Raw genomic sequence first — 21,220 nt, forward strand, 5'->3', positions numbered from 1 at the left:
CACACTGCGCCCATTCCTACAGCAGGCACCTGCCATGACCGTCGAACCGATTGCCCACCCGCCATTGCCGCGCCGACTGGTGCTGCTGATGGCCGCCGCCACCGGGCTGGCGGTGGCAAGCAACTACTACGCCCAGCCCTTGCTGGAGACGCTGGCGCAGGCGTTCGGGATCCAGGTGCGCAGTGCCGGGGCGGTGGTGACCGCTGCGCAGCTGGCCTACGCGGCGGGGCTGCTGTTGCTGGTGCCGCTGGGCGACCGGCTGGAGCGGCGCGGGCTGATCGTCGGCCTGTTCGTGCTCAGTGCGCTGGGCCTGCTGGTGAGCGCCGCCTCGCACAGTTTCGGCATGTTGCTGGCCGGCACGATCGTCACCGGTGCCAGCTCGGTGGCGGCGCAGATCCTGGTGCCGTTTGCCGCGACCCTGGCCGCCCCGCACGAGCGCGGGCGGGTGATCGGCACGGTGATGAGCGGCCTGTTGCTGGGCATCCTGCTGGCGCGCACCGCGGCCGGGGTGCTGGCCGGCGTTGGCGGCTGGCATACGGTGTACTGGATCGCCTCGGGCCTGTTGCTGGTCACCGCCTGGCTGCTGTGGCGCGGGCTGCCGCGGCATCCGGGCAATGCGCAGCTGTCGTATCCGCAGCTGGTGGGTTCGGTGCTGACGCTGCTACGCGACGATGCGGTGTTGCGCTCGCGTGCGGTGCTGGGCGGGCTGATCTTTGCCGGCTTCAGCATGTTCTGGACCACGCTGGCGTTCCTGTTGTCCGGGCCTGCGTATGGCTATGGCACGGCGGTGATCGGGCTGTTCGGCCTGATCGGTGCGGCCGGCGCGCTGGCGGCCAACCGTTCCGGTCACTGGTCCGACCACGGCCATGGCGACCGCGTCAGTTGGGGCGGGCTGGTGATGCTGCTGCTGTCGTGGGGGTTGTTGGCGTTTGCGCCGCAGTCGATCGCGCTGCTGATCGTCGGCGTGCTGCTGCTGGATATCGCGGTGCAAGGGGTGCACATCGCCAACCAGAGCGTGATCTACCAGCGCAATCCGAACGCGCGCAATCGCATCACCTCGGCCTACATCACCTGCTACTTCATCGGCGGTGCGGTGGGTTCCACGCTGGGCACGGCGGCGTATGCGCAGGCCGGCTGGAACGGTGTGGTGATCGGTGGGGCGGTGCTGGCGGTGGCGGCACTGGGCTGGGTGGGACTGAGCGTGGCGCGCAAGCACTGGAAGTAGGCGCGGTTGCCGGAACGGCACCGCGGCCACCGGATCAAGTAGCCCGCGCGCGCATCGCGGTGCGTCGGCATCGCCGCTCACATCGATGCGGCAGTGGCTGTGCGGCGCGTATGCGCACCGCCGACGACGCATTAGGCCTTGCTGGTCGCCAGGCGCGGTGCGCCCTCTGCCGGCGCGGTGGTGACCGCCACGGCAGCGGCACGCAGTTTGGGCAGCAGCCGCAGGGTCAGTGCCAACTGGTCGCGCACCAGGCGCTGCTTGGGCGGCAGTTGCACGGCATGCTGCTCCAGCGCTTCGGCGGTGGCGATTTCCTGGCTTTCGTCGTGCGCCGGCAGCGGCTGGCGTTCGCGCAAGGCGGTGGCGATTTCGCCCAGCGCGCGCTGCAGGTAGTCGCCGGCCTGCGCAATGGCGGGATCGTGTTCGCCATCGAGCGCGGCGCGGTGCGCGCCGAGCGCAGACAGATAGCCGAGCAAGGTGTTGGACAGCGCCAGGAAGCGGAAGCCTGCATCCAGGTTGCGCCGATAGCGGCCAGGTTCGCGCAGCATGTTGGACAGCGCCACCGACAACGCGGCATCGGCGTTGTGCATGTCGCGGCGCGCGATGCGGTAGGGCAGGTCGTCGCGCATGCCGCTGGCGTATTGCTCCAGCACCTGGGCCAGGTAGCGCGCGCAGCTGGCCAGCACCGTGGCCATCACCTGGTTGAGGCGGCGGCCCTGCCAGTCCGGCAGGATCAGGAACGAGGCGGCCGCGGCGATTGCGCAACCGATCAGCGTGTCGATCAGGCGTGGCCAGATCAGCACGAAGCCATCGCCGAGCAGGTTGAAGCAGAACAGCGCCATCACGGTGATGCCGGCGGTGGCCAGCATGTAGCGATCGGTGCGGGTGATGAAGAAGACCAGCGCGGCGGCCAGCGCCAGCAGCAGCTGCACTTCGGTGCCGGGGAACAGCTGCATCAGTGCCCAGGTGGCGACCAGGCCGATCAGGGTGCCGGCGATGCGCTGCACCAGCCGCAGGCGGGTGGCGCCGTAATTGGGCCGGCACACGAAGGCGGTCGTGAGCAGGATCCAGTAGCCGTTGTCGGCGTGGATGGATTGCATGATGGCGTAGCCGACCACCAGCGCGATGGCCATGCGCAGGCCGTGGCGGAACAGCACCGAGCCGGGTGTGAGTTGCTGCATCAGACGCGCAGCCATTTCGCGCAGGGTGTGCGGCGAGGAGTCGCGCAGGCGGGTGTCGAGGTTGTCGCTGGTGGAATCGGATTGCGCCGCTTCCGACAGCTTGCGTTCGATGCTCTGCAGGTTGGTCACCAGCAATTCCAGCGCGCCGAGCAGACGCGCCAGGGCGGGGTCGGCACGCGCGTGCAGATAGTCCAGCGATTGCCGCAGGTCCTCGGTGGCCAGGCGGCTGTTGTCGCCGTAGTCGAACGGGTGGCGCAGGCGGATCGCCTCGCCCAACGCGGCGCAGGCCTTGCCCTGCAGCGCGAGCAGGCGCTGGCAGCGGTACAGCACGTCGCTGTGGAAAAACGCGTCGGTCAGCGCTTCGTAGGGATAGTGCGAGGAGCTGGCGCGCTCGTGGAATTCCTGCGCCATGTAGTACAAGCGGAAATACAGGCCCGATTGCACGCCTGGCCGCCCCGAGCGGCCGAAGCGGCTCATGATCGCGGTCTTGGCGGCGTTGAGCGCGCCGACCACCTTGGCGTTCTGCTCGGCCAGCGCCAGCCGGCGTGCGTGCAGGTCGCTCTGCCGCACCGGTTCGAACAGGTCGGCCTTGAGCTTGAGATACCGGCCCAGTTCGAAGAACAGCCGCGACAGCCGCTCGCGCACCGGGCGATTGGCGAACAGCAGGGTCCACAGGATCGACAGCACGCCGTACCAGGTGGCGCCGATCAGCAGCAGCATCGCGCCGTGCCAGGCGATCGACGGATCGTGGCTGCCGTGCTGGTCCATGCCGATCATGGCGTAGATCGACAAGGCCACGGTGGCCTGCGCGATCGAGGCGTAGCGCTCGCCCAGCGCGCCGAGCAGGGTCAACGAGAAGGTCGCCACCGCCATGCCGGTCACGAACGCCAGCGGATACGGGAACAGCAGCACCACCGACGCGGCGGCGGCGGCGAAACACAGCAGCGACAGCAGCACCGACTTGATGCGGCCCAGCCAGTTGTCGTCGGTCTCGGCGATGGCGCTGGCGATCGCGCCCAGGAACAGCGCCGGCACCGCGGTGAGTTGCTGCCAGTGCCAACACACGCCCATTGCTACTGCCAGCGCGATGAACACACGCAGGCCATAGCTGGCCTTTTCATGGGCCCACAGGCGGCTCAGGCGGGTTTCGAAGGAAGAAGTGGCCACAGTCTCTGCAAGGCAAGGTGCCCGGGCATTATTGCCGCAGGCACGCGCCATCGGGGTGGAGGGCGGCTAGTTCTTTGTCAGTAGCCGCGTTGTCGCAAGTGCCGTAGGCAGGCCGCTCAGGCCTGTGCGCCCTGCTCGCGGGCGATCGCACGCCAGCCGATGTCGCTGCGCTGGAAGGCGCTGGCCCAGTGGATCGGCTGCAGACCGGCATAGGCATTGCGCTGCGCTTCCAGCACGCTGTCGCCCAGCGCGGCAACGCACAGCACGCGGCCACCGGCACTGACGACCTCGCCATTTGCATTCAATGCAGTGCCGGCATGGAAGACCTTGGCGGTGGCCGGCACCGCGTCCAGCCCGCTGATGACCTCGCCGGTGATCGGGGTTTCGGGATACGGCTTGGCGGCGATGACCACGCCCAGCGATGGACGCGGGTCCCACTGCGCTTGCGTCTTGTCGAGCTTGCCGTCGATGGCGGCGTCCAGCAGATCCACCAGGTCCGACTGCAGGCGCAGCATCACCGGCTGGGTTTCCGGGTCGCCGAAGCGCACGTTGAATTCGATCACCTTGGGCGCGCCATGCGCATCGATCATCAGCCCGGCGTACAGGAAGCCGGTGAACGGCACGCCGTCGGCGATCATGCCTTGCACGGTCGGCTCGACCACCTCGCGCATGACGCGTGCATGCACTTCCGGCGTGACCACTGGAGCCGGCGAGTACGCGCCCATGCCGCCGGTATTGGGGCCGGTGTCGCCATCGCCGACACGCTTGTGGTCCTGGCTGGTGGCCATCGGCAAGGCGTGGCTGCCGTCGACCATCGAGATGAAGCTGGCTTCCTCGCCATCGAGGAATTCCTCGATCACCACGCGCGCGCCGGCATCGCCGAACGCATTGCCCGAGAGCATGTCGCGCACCGCGTCTTCGGCCTCGCTCAGCGTCATCGCCACGATCACGCCCTTGCCGGCGGCCAGGCCGTCGGCCTTGACCACGATCGGCGCGCCTTTCTCACGCACATAGGCCAGCGCGGCATCCACCTCGGTGTGCACCGCGTAGTACGCGGTGGGGATGCCATGGCGCGCCAGAAAATCCTTGGCGAAGGCCTTGCTGCCCTCCAACTGCGCGGCCTTGGCGGTGGGCCCAAAGATACGTAGGCCGGCGGCGTGGAAACGGTCGACCACGCCCAGCACCAGCGGCACTTCCGGGCCGACCACCGTGAGCGCCACAGCTTCGCGCTGCGCCAGCGCCAGCAGGCCATCCAGGTCGTCGACCTTGATCGCGACATTGCGGCACTTGGCTTCGGTCGCAGTGCCGGCATTGCCGGGTGCCACCAGCACCTCGCTCACGCGCGCGGACTGCGCGATCTTCCAGGCCAGGGCATGTTCACGGCCGCCGGAGCCGATGACGAGGATTTTCATTTGAGTGCCGGGAATGGGGAATAGGGAATGGGGAGTAGCAAAGTCTTTGGTTCTGCAGGCCGTACGATGTGGAGTGGCATCCAGGGAACCGCTTTGCCGATTCCCGATTCCCAACTCCCCATTCCCGGCACGTCAGTGCCTGAAATGCCGCACGCCGGTGAACACCATGGCTATACCGTGTTCGTCGGCGGCGGCGATCACTTCGCCATCGCGCATCGAGCCACCGGGCTGGATCACCGCCTTGATGCCGGCCGCAGCGGCGGCATCGATGCCGTCGCGGAACGGGAAGAACGCATCCGATGCCATCACCGAGCCGGCCACCGTGAGCTTGGCTTCCTCGGCCTTGAGCGCGGCGATCTTGGCGCTGACCACGCGGCTCATCTGCCCGGCGCCCACACCGATGGTGCGGTGGTCCTTGGCGTAGACAATCGCGTTGGACTTGACGTACTTGGCCACGCGCCAGGCGAACAGCAGATCGCCCAGTTCGGCCTCGCTGGGCGCGCGCTGGGTGACCACGCTCAGTTCGCCCAGCGACATGCCGCGGTTGTCGGACGACTGCATCAGCAGGCCCGAGCCGATCCGCTTGGTGTCGTAGTTGTTGAGGCCGTTGCCGTGCGGGATCTTGAGCACGCGCACGTTGGCTTTCTTGGTCGCGTAATCGAGCGCGCCGGGCTCGTAGTCCGGCGCGATCAGCACCTCGACGAACTGGCGATCCAGGATGGCCTTGGCGGTCGCCGCGTCGAGGGTCTTGTTGAAGGCCAGGATGCCGCCGAAGGCGCTGGTCGGGTCAGTCGCATAGGCCAGCTCGTAGGCATCGCCGCAGGCTGCGCCCACCGCCACACCGCAGGGGTTGGCGTGCTTGACGATCACGCAGGCCGGCGCATCGAACTGGCGCACGCATTCCCACGCCGCGTCGGCATCGGCCAGGTTGTTGTAGCTCAGTTCCTTGCCCTGCAATTGCTGGAAGGTGGCCAGCGTGCCCGGCACCGGGTAGAGGTCGCGGTAGAACGCGCCGGCCTGGTGCGGGTTCTCGCCGTAGCGCAGGTCCATCACCTTGACGAAGTTGGAATTGATCTGCGCCGGGAACGGGCTGCGCGTGGGTACGTTTTCAGTGCTATCGGCCACCGCCGACAGATAATTGCTGATCGCAGCGTCGTACTGCGCCACGCGGTTGAACGCGGCCACCGACAGCGCAAAGCGCCTGGCCGCCGACAGCTGGCCGTCGTTGGCATCGAGTTCGGCCAGCAGCTCGGCGTACTGCGCCGGGTCGGTGGCCACCGCCACGCGGGCGAAGTTCTTCGCCGCGCTACGCAGCATCGCCGGGCCGCCGATATCGATGTTTTCCACCGCATCGGCCAGCGTGCAGTCGGCCTTGGCGGTCACCGATTCGAACGGATACAGGTTCAGCACCAGCAGGTCGATCGGCACGATGCCGTGTTCGGCCATCACCGCTTCATCGATGCCGGCGCGGCCGAGCAGGCCGCCGTGCACCAGCGGGTGCAGGGTCTTGACGCGGCCGTCCATCATCTCCGGGAAACCGGTCAGCTCGGCGACGTCGGTGACCGGCAGGCCCGCCTCGCGGATCGCCTTGGCGGTGCCGCCGGTGGACAGCAGCGCGACGTTGCGCGCTGCCAGCGCGCGGGCCAGATCGATCAGGCCGGTCTTGTCGGAAACGGAGAGCAGGGCCCGGCGCACGGGCAGGAGATCAGAGGCCATCGGTGGGGGATATCAAAGCGGGGCAGCCCATATTGTAGGCCGCGCCGGCGCTTGAATGGACCCGAGCGCCCGCAATGGCGTCGATCCATGCGCCGAAAAGGCGCTGCCAGGCGCTGCTGCGGCTGATGGCGGGCGCGCTGTCGCGCGGCGGCATCAGCGCCACCGGCTCGCTCACGGCAGCGGTGGCGTTGCTGGTGGCCGCCGCGGCACCCGCTGTGGCCGGGCATGTACATGTGACCCACCTCGGCGCAAGACTTGCAGCGGCGCCGAGCCCCGGGATGGCGAGGACGCCGCGGCGCGGGCAGAGGGTGCCAGGGCTTCGAACGTGATGTGATGCGTCGCAACGCTCGATGCGTTCGATGCTGCGGCGGCGATTGCATCTGCAGGCCGCCAGTCGCAAAAGTTGCTGATGCCTGCGCGTTGCTGCGCACGTTGCCTGACTGCAGTTATCGCTTCGGGCAATTCCCAGCAGGATGGAAACTGCCAACGGTGCAGCGTCTGAACGCGACGATGGATCACTTGCAAGTAATAACGCAGTTCTCATTTAAAGCCCCGCACGGCATTGCCACGGTGCGTGGCTGCATGCCTGCGCGCGGCGATGGCGTTCCATTGTCAGTCCGGAAATCTTTCGCGACGGGATTTGATGGCTGCGCAATACTCTTTTTGGTTCCGGTCGTGCACTGACGAACACAATCCGGAGCCGGTCGCAGATTGATCAAAAAGACCTGTCTTCGGGTGTGGAATGCATGCCTGTTCTTCGGTCATGCGCACCTGTCTTCTGCTGCGGCGACAGTTGCCAGCGCCGGGCTGACCGACGATCTGTGCTCGCTGATCGATTCACTCAACCGGTTCACCAGCAACGACGCTTTCGGCGAGGCGCCCCGTCGCTACTTGCTGCAACGGCTGTCGCGCAGGAGCCAGCCTTGCCATCACTCCCCGCTGCGTCTTGCCGTCACGGCCGTCCATGACCCTGCGATTCAAGCAAGACACCGCAGCGCGCGTGCGCCTTGTGGCGTTCGTCGATGACCAACCGTCGCAGTGCCGGTACTGCCCTTGCCAATGGGCCGATCCGTCTCGCCCTCACGGCGGCACGCTCCGCACCCGTTCGTCGGCCAGGGCATGCATGCCGGTTTGCGCAGCTGCTCGGAACATTCCTATGAGATCACCCTTATGAATCGCGAAAAAGTCCTGGCATTACGCACCTGCACCAACAACATGTCCGATCACTGCGGGCTGATCTGGCCGCAGTCGGGCACTGTCGAATGCCGGCATTGGCAGCCCACCATCAAGCAGGAAAACGGCCTGACCGGCCTGTTGTGGGGACAGGGAACCAATGCGCATCTGAACATGCATGCCGATGCGCATTGGGTGGTCTGCATGGTCGATACCGCCGACATCATCTGGCTGGGCGAGGAGGGCATGATCAAGTTTCCCCGGGCCGAGGTGGTCTACGCCGGCAGCCGTGCCGGTGCCATGCAGTGCATTGCCGCGGGCATTGCGCAGCACGCGCCGCCCCAGCCGGAGCCGCCGGCAACGCCGGTCATTGCCGCGGATTTCAGTCCCAAGGCAGCACAGGCGCAATTCACCGCACCGCTCGTCGAAAGCGCTGCACATTCCACCGCGCCAATGCCGGTTGCAACCCACGGCATCGATCCACAAACCGCACAAGCTTCAGCTGCTATCCTGCGCACACGCGAAATCGCCACCTACGGCAGCACGCTCACCGGCGCCGATCAGAGCCAGCTGATCGCAGGCTATGGAAGTACCGAAACCGCGGGTAACGGCAGCGAGTTGATCGCCGGCTATGGCAGCACCGGCGTGGCCGGATCCGACAGCACCATCGTCGCAGGCTACGGCAGTTCCCAGACCGCAGGCGGGGGCAGCACACTGACGGCCGGCTATGGCAGCACCCAGACCGCGCGCCATGGCAGCGATCTGACTGCAGGTTACGGCAGCACGGAAACCGCGGGTGCAGACAGCTCGCTGATCGCCGGCTATGGCAGCACGCAAACCTCCGGCGGCGACAGCTCGCTGACTGCCGGTTACGGCAGCACCCAGACCGCACAGAACGGCAGTGACCTCACCGCCGGCTACGGCAGCACCAGCACTGCGGGCACCGACAGCTCGTTGATTGCCGGTTATGGCAGCACCCAGACTTCGGGCGGGGAAAGCTCGCTGACCGCCGGCTATGGCAGCACGCAGACCGCGCAGGACGGCAGTGACCTCACCGCCGGCTACGGCAGCACCGGTACCGCAGGTGCCGACAGCTCCCTGATTGCCGGTTATGGCAGCACGCAGACTTCGGGCAACGACAGCTCGCTGACGGCGGGCTACGGCAGCACGCAAACCGCCCGCACCGGCAGCGACCTCACCGCGGGTTACGGCAGTACCTCCACCGCCGGTGCGGACAGCACGCTGATCGCCGGTTATGGCAGTACCCAGACCTCCGGCGGCGACAGCTCGCTCACGGCCGGCTACGGCAGTACGCAGACCGCGCGCAAAGGCAGTGATCTGACCGCCGGCTACGGCAGCACCGCAACTGCCGGCGCGGACAGCACGCTGATCGCCGGTTATGGCAGCACCCAGACCTCCGGTGGCGAGAGCTCGCTCACTGCCGGCTACGGCAGCACGCAGACTGCACGCAAGGGCAGCGACCTGACCGCCGGCTATGGCAGCACCTCGACGGCCGGTGGCGACAGCACCTTGATTGCAGGGTACGGCAGCACGCAAACCTCTGGCGGTGACAGTTCACTGACCGCCGGCTACGGCAGTACGCAGACCGCGCGCAGCGGCAGCGACCTGACCACCGGCTATGGCAGCACCTCCACCGCCGGCGCCGACAGCACCTTGATCGCTGGCTACGGCAGCACGCAGACGTCCGGCGGCGACAGTTCGCTCACTGCCGGCTACGGCAGCACGCAAACGGCGCGCAGCGGCAGCGACCTGACCACCGGCTATGGCAGCACCTCCACCGCCGGCGCCGACAGCACCCTGATCGCTGGCTACGGCAGCACGCAAACCTCTGGCGGTGACAGCTCACTCACCGCTGGCTACGGCAGCACGCAGACCGCACGCAGCGGCAGCGACCTGACCACTGGCTACGGCAGCACCTCCACCGCCGGCGCCGACAGCACGCTGATCGCCGGCTATGGCAGTACGCAGACCTCGGGCGGCGATAGTTCGCTCACCGCCGGCTACGGCAGCACGCAGACCGCACGCAGCGGCAGCGACCTGACCACCGGCTACGGCAGTACCTCCACGGCCGGTGGCGACAGCACCTTGATTGCAGGGTACGGCAGCACGCAAACCTCTGGCGGTGACAGTTCGCTCACCGCCGGCTACGGCAGTACGCAGACCGCGCGCAGCGGTAGCGACCTGACCACCGGCTACGGCAGTACGTCCACGGCCGGCGCCGACAGCACCTTGATTGCAGGGTACGGCAGCACGCAAACCTCTGGCGGTGACAGTTCGCTCACCGCCGGCTACGGCAGCACGCAGACCGCGCGCAAGGGCAGCGACCTCACCACCGGCTATGGAAGTACCTCGACAGCCGGTGCCGACAGCACGCTGATTGCCGGTTATGGCAGTACGCAGACCTCCGGTGGCGACAGTTCCCTGACGGCGGGATACGGCAGCACGCAGACTGCCCGGAAAGGCAGTGACCTCACTGCCGGCTACGGCAGCACCTCCACCGCCGGTTCTGACAGTTCATTGATCGCCGGCTACGGCAGCACGCAGACGGCCGGCTTCAAGAGCATCCTGACCACCGGCTATGGCAGCACCCAGACCGCGCAAGAGGGCAGCATGCTCACTGCCGGCTATGGCAGTTCTTCCACCGCGGGCTCGGACAGCTCGTTGATCGCCGGCTACGGCAGCACCCAGACCGCCGGCTTCAAGAGCATCCTCACCGCCGGCTACGGCAGCACGCAAACCGCGCAGGAACGCAGCACGCTCACCACCGGTTACGGCAGCACCTCGACGGCAGGGCATGACAGTACGCTGATTGCCGGCTACGGCAGTACGCAGACCGCCGGCTACAAGAGCATTCTCACCACTGGCTATGGCAGTACCCAGACCGCGCAGGAAGGCAGTTCGCTGATCGCCGGCTACGGCAGTTCCTCCATGGCCGGCCCGGACAGCTCGCTGATCGCAGGGTATGGCAGTACCCAGACCGCCGGTTACGACAGCTCATTGACCGCCGGTTACGGCAGCACCCAGACCGCGCAGAGCAGCAGCTGGTTGATCACCGGTTACGGCAGTACCTCCACTGCCAGCTTTCAGAGCTCGTTGATTGCCGGCTATGGCAGCACGCAGACGGCCGGTTACGAAAGCACCCTGACCGCCGGCTACGGCAGCACCCAGACCGCGCAGGAAATCAGCTGGCTCACCACCGGTTACGGCAGTACGCAAACCGCCGGCCATGGCAGCATCCTGACCGCCGGTTACGGCAGCAATTCCACCGCCGGCTACGAAAGTACCCTGATTTCCGGCTATGGCAGCACGCAGACCGCCGGTTACGAAAGCACCCTGACCGCCGGTTACGGCAGCACGCTGACCGCGCTGGAAAACAGCTCGCTCACCGCCGGCTATGGCAGTACCGAAATCGCCGGGTTTTCCAGCACCCTGATCGCCGGTTACGGCAGCAGCCAGACCGCCGGTGGCGACAGCACGCTGACTGCCGGCTATGGCAGCACCCTGACCGCGCAGGACAACAGCTCGTTGACCGCAGGCTACGGCAGCACCGAAATCGCCGGGCAGGACAGCTCGCTGATTGCCGGCTATGGCAGCAGCTTGACCAGCGGCGTGCGCAGCTATCTGACCGCCGGCTACGGCAGCAACCAGATCGCCAGCTATGGCAGCTCGCTGATCGCAGGACACGAAAGTACCCAGATCGCCGGTCACCGCAGCATGTTGATTGCCGGTAGGCTGAGTTCGCAGACGGCCGGTTCGCGCAGCACGCTGATCGCCGGCATGGGCAGCGTGCAGACCGCGGGTGACCGCAGCAAGCTGATCGCCGGCGCCGACAGCACCCAGATTGCTGGTGATCGCAGCAAGTTGCTGGCCGGCAGCAATAGCTTCCTCACCGCCGGGGACCGCAGCAGGCTCACCGCCGGCGATGACTGCACGCTGATGGCGGGCGACCGCAGCAAGTTGACCGCCGGAAAGAACAGCATCCTGACGGCGGGCGCCAACAGCAGATTGATCGGCAGCCTGGGCTCCACCCTGACCGGTGGCGAGGACTCGGTGCTGATCTTCCGCTGCTGGGACGGCAAGCGCTACACCAACATCATCGCCAAGACTGGGGAAGAGGGCGTCGAGGCCGACACCGCCTATCAGATCGATGACGACAAGAACGTGGTGGAGAAGTTCGACGATCCGTTCGACACACTCGCCACCATCGTGCCGGACCATGGCAGCGGCCCGGCCCCGGCAGCGGATCAAGCAGCGGTGACGCAATTGCCGAACTGAGCAGGCAACTCGCCCAGGCAATCGGCATCGCCGATCCAGCACTGCAGCCAACCGCCGGATCCCCGGCGGTTGGCCCGATCAGATGAAGAGCGCGCGAGCAGGGCACGCTGGGCGCGACGGAAGTCCTGCGCCAAGGCGTGGGATCACGAGCGAACACTTTGGGCAGCCCTACCGGGCATCAACACGCAGAACATTCCATAACACGCAATAAGGATCGGCATCGGCCGCGTCATCACCAAGCGTGCCAGCGCAGCGCATTACCAGCCCGCAGCACACCCCAACGCTCTAACGATTCCCCAATCCCGATTCCCGTCCTACGTCAGCCCGTACTCTTTCAGCTTCTTGCGCAGCGTGGCGCGGTGAATGCCCAGCATCGCCGCCGCGCGGCTCTGGTTGCCTTCGCAGTGGTTGAGCACTTCCACGAACAACGGAATCTCCATCTCGCGCAGCACGATTTCGTACACGTCGTCGGCGTCGCTGCCGTCCAGGTCGCGCAGGTAACGGCGGACGGACTGGGCCACATGTTCGCGCAGCGGCGACTTCGGGGCGCCACGACTGGTGTCAGGACGAGAGGGGGCTGCGTTCAAAGGAGGTTTCCCAGTGTCACGAAGCCGGGACGCGTGGCCGGCGAGGGGGAGTGAGTCTAGCGCGTGACCTCCCCGCTCGCCACGCCCGTGTGGCGGTGGGCGCAGGTCGGGTCCGCTCAGCGGAAGTCGAAACTGAAGGCGGCCGTGCTCGCGGCCGGTTCGCGCACGCGAAACGCCACCTGCACCGCCTGGCCCGGCGCGAGCGTGTCCTGCGCGGCCGGCGGCTGGCCCAGATACTCCTGCGGCGCCAGCACGCGCGTGCCGATCACCCGCCCGTCGGCGTCGGACAGCGACAGCTGCAGCCACGGCCAGGCCTGCGCCCAGCGCGCCTCGTTGCGGAAGCTGGCCTGGATCTGCAGCACGCCCGGCACCCCGGGCAGCGGGCGCACCTCGCGATTGAGCAAGGTCAGTGCGCCCGGCTCGCGCCAGGCCGGCAGGGTGCAGCGCGCCACCGTGCAGGCGGCGCTGACCAGCGGGCGCCAGCGCGCATCGGCGGCCAGCTGCGCACGGTCGGCAATGACGATCTGCAAGGCCAGCAGGCCGACCAGCCCGAGCAGCAGCGCCCACTGGCGGCCGCTGGCGCGCAGCCGTGGCCGGCTCAGCCCGCGCCGTGCGAACGCAGGCGCGGCCTGGGCTGGCAGCGGCTGGAACTGGGCGGGCGCCGCTGCGTCGGCAGCGCCCGCGTCGTTGCCGCCTGGCTCGGCGTCCGTGTCCGGAGCGCTGCCGGGTGCTGGCGGGGCGGCCAGGTCGGAAGCGGGGGCGGACGCGGTGCCGTGCTCACGCTGCCGGGCTGTGCCTGCCACGCCGGCGGCCGCTACGTCGCGCGGCTGTGCAGTGGTCGGCTGTGCAGCGGCAGTGCCGGCGAGCGCGCTGGGGATGTCGCCGGGACCGGCCGCTGTGTCTTCGGCAGGATCGCCGGGCAGCTGGGGCGTGGTCGCGGTGGTCCATGCCAGCCGGTCTGGCTCGGCGGTGTCTGCCGCGGTCTGGCCGGCATCGGCGGTCGGCAGCAGGATGTCCACCGGCACCGAATCGCCATGCGGCGCAGTCGCCGGTGGCGCAGACGGCGGCGGGACCATCGGCGCCGCCGGGGCGGCCACCGGCTCGGCCAATGGTGCCGGCACCAGTGCGCCGGCCGGCACCGGCGGCGCGTGCAGCGGCGCTTCGGCCGCAGGCACCACCGGGGTCGGGATCAGCGACGGGGCAGCCGGCGTCGCACGCAGGAACGTGGCCAGGGGGCGGCGCGGTGGCGGAGTCTCGGACATCGGCAGGCGTGCAGCGGGAAGAACCCTATTCAACCACGCGCACGCCAATGGGCGAACCCGGGCGCGTCATGCGTGCGGCACGCAGCCGCAAGCGCAGATGCCGCTTCCATCGACTGCGGGGTACGCATCCCGTTGACTGGCCAACCGTCGCGCCGCTGTGACCACCCTGCCGCAGCTCGAACCGGCCGCAGCCCTAAGCCACATTCCAGCAAAGGCAGCATTCCAACCAATAAGCAAACGCGACGACCGGCGCCACGTCATCCAACTCCGACTGAGCCAGCTACCACTCCGAGCTTGCCTTACAAACGAAGCCCCAAGCAGCCTGCCCCCGATTCCCGATTCCCGATTCCCGATTCCCGATTCCCCAACTCAACGCCGACGCCGCGTCTTGCTCTCGGCCAGCAACAGATCGAGCAGGCCGCTGCGCTGGCGCGGCGCCAGCGTGTCGAAACGGTTCAGCAGCACGCGTTGCTGCTCGTCCAGATGGCGGTACTGCGCGGGTTCTTCGGCGATCGTCGGCACGGGTGGGCCGAAGGTGCGCTCGCCGCGGCCGGTGGCCAGGTATTCGAACGCCATGCCGCTGCGCCTGGCCAGGCCGATCAGGTTGTCCACCGAGGGCGCGGTGCCTTCGGCCATCTCCCATTGCGCCACCGCGCTACGGGTCACGCCCAGCTCGCCGGCCAGGCCTTCCTGGGTCAGCTTGGTCAGGGCGCGGGCTTCGCGGACGCGTTCGTACAACTTGCTCACACGGCACCGTGAGTGGGGAACGGGCCGGGAGATATAGCCCTAGCAGCAATCAGGGATAGTTCGTATGCCTTTCATATGCCGATATGTTTGCGATACTGTCCGGGCGTCAATGATGACGGGATCACAGCGAACTCAAGGAGGACATCCATGGTCGAGCCAGCCGCTCCCAAATCTGCCAGTTCCACCACGCCGGCAACGCCGCCCGCCGCGCCACCACCAGCCGCATGGCCGGCACATTCGCCGCTGGATCCGGCGATCACCCGCTTTCGGGGCGCGCCGTGTTACCAGGTCTGGCAGCGCCAGGACGCGTGGACCGCGGTGGCCGACGGCCCGCAGTGGTCGGCCGGGCTGGCGCCGCGGTGGTGGGCGCTGCGCCAGCGGCACTGGCGACTACTGGCGCTCAGTGTGGGTTTGCTGGCGCTGGCCGGCGGCCTGGCCAGCCTGGGCCCGCGGATGTGGTCGCTGCCGGCCTGGGCGGCGTTGCTGCTGGCCGAGCTGGGCCTGCGCGTGCAGCTGGCCCGGCAGGCCGGGCCGTGGCGCAACGCGGCGCTGCGGCGTGCCGGCTGGCAGGCGGTGACCCGCCTGCGCGCCATCAGCGTGGCCGATGCGGTGACCACCGCGCAGATCCGCGCCGGCCGGCCACACCGCTGACCTGACGCGGCGTCAGTGGCGGCGCACGCCGTCGATGCGCATCCAGTCTTCGTCGCGTTCGCAGCGCAGTTGCTCGAACCAGGGCGCGTAGCGCTGCAGCAGCTCCTCTTCCTGACCATGCAGGATGCCCGACAGCGCAATCCGCCCGCCCGGAGCCACACGTGCGGACAAGGTGTCGGCCAGCGCATCCAGCGCCGAGGCCAGGATGTTGGCGACCACCACCGGATAGGTCTGCACCGGCTCATCCTGCGGCAGGTACACCGCCAGCTGCGCCTGCAAGGCATTGCGCTCGGCATTGTCGGCAGTGGCCAGCAGCGCCTGCGGGTCGTTGTCCACGCCCACCGCGCTGGCCGCGCCCAGCTTCAGCGCGGCGACGGCGAGAATGCCCGAACCGCAGCCGAAATCCAGCACGCTGCGGCCCTGCAGCTCGCCGCTGCCGGCCAGGCTGTCCAGCCAGCGCAGGCATAGCGCGGTGGTCTGGTGCGTGCCCGAGCCGAACGCCAGGCCCGGATCCAGACGGATCACTGCGGCGTCGGGCGCTTGCGCGGCGTCGGGCAGCGCGTGATTCCACGGCACGATGAAGGTGCGCGCGCCGAACTGCATCGGCTTGAACTGATCCATCCAGGCGCGTTCCCAGTCGCTGTCGTCGACCGTGCGGAACGCCACCTGGCTCCAGTCCAGCCCGGGGTCGAACGCTTCCAACGCGGCGAGCAGCACCAGCGCATCGCTGTCGCCGTCGAACAGGGCGTTCAGCACCATGGTGTTCCACAGCGGCGTTTCGCCGACGCCGGGCTCGAGAATGGCGCGCTCGTTGCTGGTGTCGGCATTGGCGTCGAGCAGCGTCACCGCCAGCGCGCCGATGTCGTCCAGCGCATTCTGGTAACGGGGCTGGGTGGCGTCGGAGCAGGGCAGGGTCAGTTCAAGAAACGGCATCGTGGCGGTCGGGCAATTCGAAAGCGTGCATCGTAGACCATTCATGCCGGCGGACTCCTGCGCGGCGGGGGCCGGATAGGCAGACCCATCGCGTGCGCGATACTGCGGATGCCGTCGCCTGATCGGTGCACTCAGCGCATGCAGCGCAGTGGCGGCGGCCGCTGCCGGCGCAGCACGCGGGCGCGCCGGCAACCAAACGCCCGCTGCGCGCTACCCACGCCACACCCGCGCAGATCACCGTCCTCATGCAATGCACCGTCCGCCGTTTGCATCGGCAGCGTCCGCTTGCGTGCCAGCGTGCGCGGATGCGGGTGCTAGACTCCGCGCCGTCGCTGCGGGGCTTTCCGCAGCAGGGTTGCCGCTGTCCATGCCGCTTGCTCGTGCCCGCCATCTCTGGCTGTTGCTGGCTCCCGTCGCGCTCGCGGCGGCGGCCTGGTGGCATGTGCGCGCGCAACCAGGCGATGCGCTCACCGCCGCGCTGCCGGCGGTTGCAAGCAGTGCCCGTGCCGGCGCGCCGGCAGCGGTGGCGCACGCGCCCGCCGAACGCGGCACTGCCCTGCAGCTACCCTACCGCGATGCGGTGGACGCGCAGCCGGACCTGTACCGCTATGCGCAGCAATTGCAGCAGCAGGTGCGCGCCGGCAATGCGCAGGCGGGGTGGCGCCTGAGCCGCGTCTACGATTACTGCGCGCCGTATGCGTCCAGCCCGGCCGGTTACGCCGCCGACAGCGCCTGGATCGCCGCGCAACACACGCCCGGCGTGGTGGCGATGCACGCAGCGCGCACGCGCGTGGCGCAACGCTGCGCCGGCTTTGCGCCCGGCGATGGCCTGGGCCCGCGGCTGGTGGCGCAGCAACGGCAGGCAGCCGCGCGTGCGGGCAACCTGGCTGCCGAGGCGGCGTTGCTGGCGCTGGGCGAGCCGCTGCAGCGCTCGCCCAGCTACAAGCGCGCGCTGGTGCAGCGCGTGCTGGCCTCGCGCGACCCGGAGGCCTACCTGGCGCTGGCGCCGGCAATGGGGGCGCGCGCCAGCGGCGATGACAGCCTCGACGGCTACGTGGCCGGCGATCAGTTCGCCGAGCTGGCCTGGCAGGTGGCTGCATGCCGGCTGGGGCTGGATTGCAGCGCAGACAGCACCCTGGTCACCAGTTATTGCGCCAACGCGGGCATCTGCTCGCGCAACAGCGCACAGGATTTCGTGTCGTTCGTATTCGATGCCGCGGTGCCGCGGCAGGGAGCAGACAGAGTGGATGAGATGGTCGATAGCTTGGTCTCCGAGCCGGGAGCGCAGTCATGAATTACCGTCGCCTGGCGCATGGCGCCAAGTTCTGGTTCTGGGTTGCACTGTTCGTGGCGTATTCGGCTGCGGCCGTGGGCATCGTGATGATCGACACTGCCGATCACCGCTACCAGCCGCTGTCGGTCAAGTCGACCACGGTCGCCGCCGACGAACAGCAGCGACGGCATGGCGCCAGCCAGGTGGCCGCGGTGTACCGCGCCAGCAGCGCGATGCCGTTTTCGACATTGCCGGCCGGCTCCACCTTCCAGGTGGTGTGGCCGGATGGCTCCACCGAAACCATGACCGTGGTCGACCCGGCCTCCTCCAGCGGCATCGTGCCGGTGCCGGGCAGCCAGCAGCCGGCGCCGCGGATCCGGTAGCACCCAGGATCCCGTAGGAGCGCACCTGGGCGCGACGAGGTTTCACCGATAAAGCGCGGTCGCGCCCGGGTGCGCTCCTACGCATAGGTCGGCTGGCCTGCGTGAGGTATTGCCGGCGCGATGCACCGGGCAACAACGCAACAAGCCCGGTTTCCCGGGCTTGTTACGCGGTGCACTGGCCAGTGCGATCAGACCAGCGCGATCGACTTGTTCTTGCGCTCGGCCAGGCGCTTTTCCAGATAGTGGATGTTCTGCCCACCGGCCTGAAAGCCCTTGTCGCGCATGATGCGCTGCTGCAGCGGGATGTTGGTCTTGATGCCGTCCACCACCATCTCGCTCAGCGCCACGCGCATGCGCGCAATCGCGGTCTCGCGATCGGGGCCATGCACGATCAGCTTGCCGATCATCGAGTCGTAGTTCGGCGGCACCTTGTAGCCGGCGTAGATGTGCGTATCCACACGCACGCCGGGGCCACCGGGCGGATGGAACGCGGTGATCAGGCCCGGATTGGGCATGAAGGTTTCGGGGTCCTCGGCATTGATGCGGCACTCGATCGCATGCCCGCGCAGCACGATGTCGCTCTGCTTGATGGTCAGCTTGCGGCCGGCGGCGATACGCAACTGCTCGCAGACCAGGTCGATGCCGGTGATGCGCTCGGTGACCGGATGCTCCACCTGGATGCGCGTGTTCATTTCGATGAAGTAGAAACGCCCGTCTTCGAACAGGAACTCGAAGGTACCCGCGCCGCGATAGCCGATGCGGATGCAGGCATCCACGCAGACCTTGCCGATCTCGTTGCGCAGTTCTTCGGTGATGCCCGGGGCCGGCGCTTCTTCCACCACCTTCTGGTGGCGGCGCTGCATCGAGCAATCGCGTTCGCCCAGATGGATCGCACCGCCCTGGCCGTCGGCCAGCACCTGGATTTCCACGTGGCGCGGATTTTCCAGGAACTTCTCCATGTAGACCTGATCGTTGCTGAAGGCGGCCTTGGCTTCGGACTTGGTGGTTTCGATGGCGGCCTTCAACGCGGCCTCCGAATGCACCACGCGCATGCCGCGCCCACCGCCGCCACCGGCGGCCTTGATGATCACCGGGTAGCCGATCTCGCGCGCCACCTTGGTGTTGGCGACGATGTCGTCGCCCAGCGGGCCGCCCGAACCGGGCACGCACGGCACGCCGGCGGCCTTCATCGCGCGGATCGCCTCCACCTTGTCGCCCATCAGGCGGATGGTGTCGGCCTTGGGGCCGATGAAGATGAAGCCGGATTCTTCCACGCGCTCGGCAAAGTCGGCGTTTTCCGACAGGAAGCCGTAGCCGGGATGGATGGCCTGCGCATCGGTCACCTCGGCCGCGGCGATCAACGCCGGGATGTTGAGGTAACTGTCGCTGGAGGCGGCCGGGCCGATACACACCGACTCGTCGGCCATGGCCACGTGCTTGAGGTTGCGGTCGACCGTGGAATGCACCGCGACCGTGCGGATGCCGAGCGTGTGGCACGCGCGCAGGATGCGCAGCGCGATTTCACCTCGGTTGGCGATGACGACTTTATCGAGCATGGGAATAGGGAGTCGAGAATGGGGAATGGGTAGAAGCGGGCATCATGGTTCGGCTCCACGTCTGCGTAAGGCATTCATCAATGCGGTGAGCTTGGCGAAGACCTGGTCGACCTGCTGGCTGACGATGTCTTCGTCTTCGGTATTGCTATAGCCCAGTCGTCCAGCGATCTGGACCTGTGTATCCAGTTCGGAGAGCGAGCCGCGCGCAATCGAGAGAAACCGCGCGTAATCGGGAGTTGAACGTCGCGCCGCACCTTCGGCGATATTCGACGAGACGCTGATGGCCGCACGGCGCAGTTGCGCCGTCAGACCGTAGCGTTCCTGCTCGGGAAAGATCTCGGTGAATCGATAGATCATTTCCACAAGCTCCATGGAATCGCGCCAGGCCTCCAGGCGTTCATGAGGCCGCTTTGCCGATTCCCGATTCTCCACTCCCGATTCCCGGCTCTCAGCCAATCACAAACAACGGCTGATCGAATTCCACTGGCTGGCCGGTCTCGCCGAGGATGGCCACGATGGTGCCGGAAACGTCGGCTTCGATCGGGTTGAACATCTTCATCGCCTCGATGATCGCCAGCGTTTCGCCGGCCTTGACCTGCTGGCCGACGGTGACGAAGGCCGGCTTGTCCGGCGAGGGCGAGGTGTAGAAGGTGCCGACCATCGGCGCGCGCAGCACGTGGCCTTCCGGCAGGGCGGCAGCCTGCTTGGCGCCGCCGGTGGAGGCCTCGGTGGGCGACTGCATCGGCATGCTGGGGGCGGCCGGGGCCTGCGCGGGCGGGGCAGGTGCGTACTGCTGCACCGGCGCGCTCATCACGGTGGTGCCCTTGGGCACGCGCGCCAGGCGCACGCTTTCTTCGCCTTCCTTGATCTCGATTTCGGCGAGATTGGATTCTTCGAGTAGGTCGATCAGTTTCTTGATTTTGCGGAGATCCATACGGGCCTCATGAGGTGAATCGGTGGAGGTTGCCGGCGGCTGCCGGCGGAAGGGGGTCAGGCCGTCGGCGCGGGCGCCGGCGTGGGTGAGCGGGATGTCGCGTCGCGTTCCAGCCGCGCGATCACCGCTTCCAGCGCCAGCCGGTAGCTGTCGGCGCCAAAGCCGCAGATCACGCCGTCGGCCTTGTCGCTGAGATAGCTGTGGTGACGGAACGGCTCGCGCGCATGCGGGTTGGACAGATGGATTTCCACGAACGGCAAGCCCACGCCCAGCAGCGCGTCGCGCAGCGCCACCGAGGTATGGGTGAAGGCGGCCGGGTTGATCAGGATGTAGGCGGTGCCGTCCTCGCGCGCGGCGTGGATGCGCTCCACCAGCACGTGCTCGGCATTGGACTGCAGGCAGGCCAGCGCATGCCCGGCAGCCTGCGCACGGTCCACCAGGGCCGCATCGATCTGCGCCAGCGTGGTGCGCCCGTAGACATCCGGCTCGCGGGTGCCGAGCAGGTTGAGGTTGGGGCCGTGCAACAGCAGCAGGTGGGCCATGACATCCGGGAGAGCGGAAAGGCCGGAAGTCTGCGCGATGTCGCCGATGCTGTCCAGATAGACGAAGTTAGGTCTGTTTTAAACGATTGTTTTAATTTCGTGGTGGCACGCTGCTGCGTTGGTGCGCCAGGCCCTGTGGGGCTGCGGTTTCGCGGCAGGCACCCAGCCTTGCCGGTCGGTCGCAT

The 21,220-nt window shown here is 67.7% G+C and carries 18 protein-coding genes; 7 read left to right on the forward strand and 11 right to left on the reverse strand.

Annotated elements, in window-relative coordinates; genetic code table 11:
• Positions 1 to 34 precede the first annotated feature (34 nt).
• The gene (locus XARJCFBP2528_RS08815) at positions 35 to 1,225 is read left to right on the forward strand and encodes an MFS transporter (RefSeq protein ID WP_016904528.1); all 1,191 of its coding nucleotides are present in this window, start codon (positions 35 to 37) and stop codon (positions 1,223 to 1,225) included.
• A gap of 131 nt (positions 1,226 to 1,356) precedes the next feature.
• Here XARJCFBP2528_RS08815 and yccS read toward each other — a convergent pair whose 3' ends face one another.
• The 3 genes from yccS to purH form a co-directional block, all read right to left on the reverse strand.
• Positions 1,357 to 3,570, reverse strand: coding sequence for a YccS family putative transporter (gene yccS / locus XARJCFBP2528_RS08820; RefSeq protein ID WP_016904527.1), 2,214 nt, complete (start codon positions 3,568 to 3,570; stop codon positions 1,357 to 1,359).
• A gap of 116 nt (positions 3,571 to 3,686) precedes the next feature.
• Complete coding sequence (gene purD, locus XARJCFBP2528_RS08825) at positions 3,687 to 4,982, reverse strand: phosphoribosylamine--glycine ligase (protein ID WP_016904526.1); 1,296 nt, start codon at positions 4,980 to 4,982, stop codon at positions 3,687 to 3,689.
• Positions 4,983 to 5,114: 132 nt separating this feature from the next.
• Positions 5,115 to 6,698, reverse strand: coding sequence for a bifunctional phosphoribosylaminoimidazolecarboxamide formyltransferase/IMP cyclohydrolase (purH, locus tag XARJCFBP2528_RS08830; protein WP_016904525.1), 1,584 nt, complete (start codon positions 6,696 to 6,698; stop codon positions 5,115 to 5,117).
• Positions 6,699 to 6,772: 74 nt separating this feature from the next.
• Here purH and XARJCFBP2528_RS23345 point away from each other — a divergent pair, with 74 nt between their 5' ends.
• The 3 genes from XARJCFBP2528_RS23345 to XARJCFBP2528_RS08840 all read left to right on the forward strand — a co-directional run bounded on the left by XARJCFBP2528_RS23345 (position 6,773) and on the right by XARJCFBP2528_RS08840 (position 12,167).
• Positions 6,773 to 7,027: a hypothetical protein gene (locus tag XARJCFBP2528_RS23345; protein WP_144422071.1), complete on the forward strand. Its 255-nt coding sequence runs from the start codon at positions 6,773 to 6,775 to the stop codon at positions 7,025 to 7,027.
• Between the two features lie 382 nt (positions 7,028 to 7,409).
• The gene (locus XARJCFBP2528_RS23350) at positions 7,410 to 7,724 is read left to right on the forward strand and encodes a hypothetical protein (protein WP_144422072.1); all 315 of its coding nucleotides are present in this window, start codon (positions 7,410 to 7,412) and stop codon (positions 7,722 to 7,724) included.
• Between the two features lie 144 nt (positions 7,725 to 7,868).
• The gene (locus tag XARJCFBP2528_RS08840) at positions 7,869 to 12,167 is read left to right on the forward strand and encodes a beta strand repeat-containing protein (protein WP_047124587.1); all 4,299 of its coding nucleotides are present in this window, start codon (positions 7,869 to 7,871) and stop codon (positions 12,165 to 12,167) included.
• A 314-nt stretch (positions 12,168 to 12,481) separates the two neighbouring features.
• On the opposite strand, the gene fis is transcribed toward XARJCFBP2528_RS08840, so the two are convergent.
• The 3 genes from fis to XARJCFBP2528_RS08855 all read right to left on the reverse strand — a co-directional run bounded on the left by fis (position 12,482) and on the right by XARJCFBP2528_RS08855 (position 14,763).
• The gene (gene fis / locus XARJCFBP2528_RS08845; RefSeq protein WP_002804983.1) at positions 12,482 to 12,754 is read right to left on the reverse strand and encodes a DNA-binding transcriptional regulator Fis; all 273 of its coding nucleotides are present in this window, start codon (positions 12,752 to 12,754) and stop codon (positions 12,482 to 12,484) included.
• A gap of 116 nt (positions 12,755 to 12,870) precedes the next feature.
• On the reverse strand, positions 12,871 to 14,016 hold the full coding sequence (locus XARJCFBP2528_RS22300) for a DUF3426 domain-containing protein (RefSeq protein ID WP_016903360.1): 1,146 nt from the start codon (positions 14,014 to 14,016) through the stop codon (positions 12,871 to 12,873).
• A gap of 369 nt (positions 14,017 to 14,385) precedes the next feature.
• Positions 14,386 to 14,763 carry a helix-turn-helix domain-containing protein gene (locus XARJCFBP2528_RS08855; RefSeq protein WP_016903361.1) on the reverse strand — a complete coding sequence of 126 codons (378 nt, stop codon included), beginning with the start codon at positions 14,761 to 14,763 and terminating at the stop codon, positions 14,386 to 14,388.
• A gap of 147 nt (positions 14,764 to 14,910) precedes the next feature.
• Here XARJCFBP2528_RS08855 and XARJCFBP2528_RS08860 point away from each other — a divergent pair, with 147 nt between their 5' ends.
• Entirely contained in the window at positions 14,911 to 15,414 is a 504-nt protein-coding gene (locus XARJCFBP2528_RS08860; RefSeq protein WP_016903362.1) for a hypothetical protein, read from the forward strand.
• Positions 15,415 to 15,426: 12 nt separating this feature from the next.
• Here XARJCFBP2528_RS08860 and prmA read toward each other — a convergent pair whose 3' ends face one another.
• Positions 15,427 to 16,347, reverse strand: coding sequence for a 50S ribosomal protein L11 methyltransferase (gene prmA / locus XARJCFBP2528_RS08865; RefSeq protein ID WP_016903363.1), 921 nt, complete (start codon positions 16,345 to 16,347; stop codon positions 15,427 to 15,429).
• A gap of 367 nt (positions 16,348 to 16,714) precedes the next feature.
• On the opposite strand from prmA, the gene XARJCFBP2528_RS08870 reads away from it, so the two are divergent.
• Positions 16,715 to 17,641, forward strand: a complete 927-nt coding sequence (locus XARJCFBP2528_RS08870) for a hypothetical protein (protein ID WP_026064535.1) — start codon at positions 16,715 to 16,717, stop codon at positions 17,639 to 17,641.
• The gene (locus XARJCFBP2528_RS08875; RefSeq protein ID WP_016903365.1) at positions 17,638 to 18,003 is read left to right on the forward strand and encodes a hypothetical protein; all 366 of its coding nucleotides are present in this window, start codon (positions 17,638 to 17,640) and stop codon (positions 18,001 to 18,003) included. Before XARJCFBP2528_RS08870 ends, XARJCFBP2528_RS08875 begins: the two co-directional genes overlap by 4 nt.
• A gap of 188 nt (positions 18,004 to 18,191) precedes the next feature.
• On the opposite strand, the gene accC is transcribed toward XARJCFBP2528_RS08875, so the two are convergent.
• From accC to aroQ, 4 genes are all read right to left on the reverse strand, one after another.
• On the reverse strand, positions 18,192 to 19,559 hold the full coding sequence (gene accC / locus XARJCFBP2528_RS08880; RefSeq protein WP_016903366.1) for an acetyl-CoA carboxylase biotin carboxylase subunit: 1,368 nt from the start codon (positions 19,557 to 19,559) through the stop codon (positions 18,192 to 18,194).
• A 42-nt stretch (positions 19,560 to 19,601) separates the two neighbouring features.
• Positions 19,602 to 19,931, reverse strand: coding sequence for a four helix bundle protein (locus XARJCFBP2528_RS08885; protein WP_026064536.1), 330 nt, complete (start codon positions 19,929 to 19,931; stop codon positions 19,602 to 19,604).
• Positions 19,932 to 20,007: 76 nt separating this feature from the next.
• Positions 20,008 to 20,493 (reverse strand): acetyl-CoA carboxylase biotin carboxyl carrier protein, encoded by a 486-nt coding sequence (gene accB, locus XARJCFBP2528_RS08890; protein ID WP_016903367.1) that lies wholly within the window; start codon positions 20,491 to 20,493, stop codon positions 20,008 to 20,010.
• 56 nt (positions 20,494 to 20,549) lie between these two features.
• Positions 20,550 to 21,035: a type II 3-dehydroquinate dehydratase gene (aroQ, locus tag XARJCFBP2528_RS08895; RefSeq protein WP_016903368.1), complete on the reverse strand. Its 486-nt coding sequence runs from the start codon at positions 21,033 to 21,035 to the stop codon at positions 20,550 to 20,552.
• Between the last annotated feature and the right edge of the window lie 185 nt (positions 21,036 to 21,220).

Origin of the sequence: Xanthomonas arboricola pv. juglandis, assembly GCF_001013475.1 — a bacterium.
Classification (GTDB): Bacteria; Pseudomonadota; Gammaproteobacteria; order Xanthomonadales; family Xanthomonadaceae; genus Xanthomonas; species Xanthomonas arboricola.

Excerpts from the sequence above, each read along its gene's own strand:
- XARJCFBP2528_RS22300 (WP_016903360.1), bottom strand. The coding sequence starts at position 14,016 with ATGTCCGAGACTCCGCCACCGCGCCGCCCCCTGGCCACGTTCCTGCGT.
- aroQ (WP_016903368.1), bottom strand. The coding sequence starts at position 21,035 with ATGGCCCACCTGCTGCTGTTGCACGGCCCCAACCTCAACCTGCTCGGC.
- XARJCFBP2528_RS08870 (WP_026064535.1), top strand. The coding sequence starts at position 16,715 with ATGCCGCTTGCTCGTGCCCGCCATCTCTGGCTGTTGCTGGCTCCCGTC.
- XARJCFBP2528_RS08875 (WP_016903365.1), top strand. The coding sequence starts at position 17,638 with ATGAATTACCGTCGCCTGGCGCATGGCGCCAAGTTCTGGTTCTGGGTT.
- XARJCFBP2528_RS08840 (WP_047124587.1), top strand. The coding sequence starts at position 7,869 with ATGAATCGCGAAAAAGTCCTGGCATTACGCACCTGCACCAACAACATG.
- prmA (WP_016903363.1), bottom strand. The coding sequence starts at position 16,347 with ATGCCGTTTCTTGAACTGACCCTGCCCTGCTCCGACGCCACCCAGCCC.
- purD (WP_016904526.1), bottom strand. The coding sequence starts at position 4,982 with ATGAAAATCCTCGTCATCGGCTCCGGCGGCCGTGAACATGCCCTGGCC.
- accB (WP_016903367.1), bottom strand. The coding sequence starts at position 20,493 with ATGGATCTCCGCAAAATCAAGAAACTGATCGACCTACTCGAAGAATCC.
- purH (WP_016904525.1), bottom strand. The coding sequence starts at position 6,698 with ATGGCCTCTGATCTCCTGCCCGTGCGCCGGGCCCTGCTCTCCGTTTCC.
- XARJCFBP2528_RS08815 (WP_016904528.1), top strand. The coding sequence starts at position 35 with ATGACCGTCGAACCGATTGCCCACCCGCCATTGCCGCGCCGACTGGTG.
- accC (WP_016903366.1), bottom strand. The coding sequence starts at position 19,559 with ATGCTCGATAAAGTCGTCATCGCCAACCGAGGTGAAATCGCGCTGCGC.
- XARJCFBP2528_RS23345 (WP_144422071.1), top strand. The coding sequence starts at position 6,773 with ATGGCGTCGATCCATGCGCCGAAAAGGCGCTGCCAGGCGCTGCTGCGG.
- XARJCFBP2528_RS08885 (WP_026064536.1), bottom strand. The coding sequence starts at position 19,931 with ATGGAGCTTGTGGAAATGATCTATCGATTCACCGAGATCTTTCCCGAG.
- XARJCFBP2528_RS08860 (WP_016903362.1), top strand. The coding sequence starts at position 14,911 with ATGGTCGAGCCAGCCGCTCCCAAATCTGCCAGTTCCACCACGCCGGCA.